This is a genomic window from Oleiphilus sp. HI0067 (genome assembly GCF_001635735.1).
Genome location: NZ_LWFI01001707.1, coordinates 1 through 971, shown reverse-complemented (window position 1 = coordinate 971; position 971 = coordinate 1). Strand labels below are relative to the sequence as shown.

Annotated in this window: 1 protein-coding gene; it reads left to right on the top strand. The window is 42.4% G+C overall.

The genetic code is table 11. The annotated features are described in order from the left end of the window. The coding region (locus tag A3739_RS27090; protein WP_156502891.1) for an ABC transporter transmembrane domain-containing protein at nt 1-971 on the top strand (971 nt) is incomplete at both ends.

Below are 971 nucleotides of genomic sequence, written 5' to 3'. Positions count from 1 at the left end.
GAAAAGCTGTTACTAGTTGAATCAATTGATCGTGATTCCATTTACCACGTTTTCGATGGTGATGATTACCTTGAGATGCGAGAAAGTCAGCTGCTTAACAAGCGGATGATGTACTTTATTTTTGACGAAGAGAAAGAGCATCTTGAAGCAAGAAATATTGATTATGTTCGAGAAACATTTGCACGATTCAAACCTTTAAAAACTCATGTACTTTTGACTAGCGTGTTAACTGGATTTTTTGCGTTGTCAGTACCACTAATAGTCATGGTGGTTTACGACCAGGTTTTACCCACGGGTTCTTACCTAGTTCTCATTGGCAGTATTATCGGAGCACTGATACTACTCGGATCTGAGTTTGTGATGAGATTGATTCGTGGACGTATCTTGTGTCAAGTGTCTACACGGTTCTCATCCATCATGAAGCCGAAAGTACTTAATAGGATTGTACGCCATCGGCTAATCGATTTGCTCAACTCTGAACTTTCGACCAAGTCACAGCGCGTTGCCGAAGTTGATAACATAAGCCAGTTTGTTACCCATCCTACCGCGCAGGCAATATGTGATATCCCAATTGTAGTTATTTTCGTTGTTCTGTTAACAATATTATCTCCTGGACTCGGTGTTATGGCTTGTCTCGGCATCGCTTCGATGTTGATCGTTGCTTGGAGTTTACGCCGAATTGAAGGGTCTTTGAGCCTTCGTGTTAGTCGAGAGAATACGAAGTTAAATGATCTAAGCTCCGAGCTAGTTGATTGCTTTGCTGAATTATCTAACTCGGGATCCGTAGAGCGTTGGCGTTCAAGATACCAGAGGGTTTGTCTTAACCATGATACTGCTGTTTATGCTGAAGGCCGCCGAAAAGCGATGTTGAATGGCTTAACTAGCCTGATTCTTGCCATTACTGGGCTAGGTGTCTTAGTCATCGGCGCCAGCGAGATTATGGCAGAAAGAATGAATTTTGGTGTTCTGAT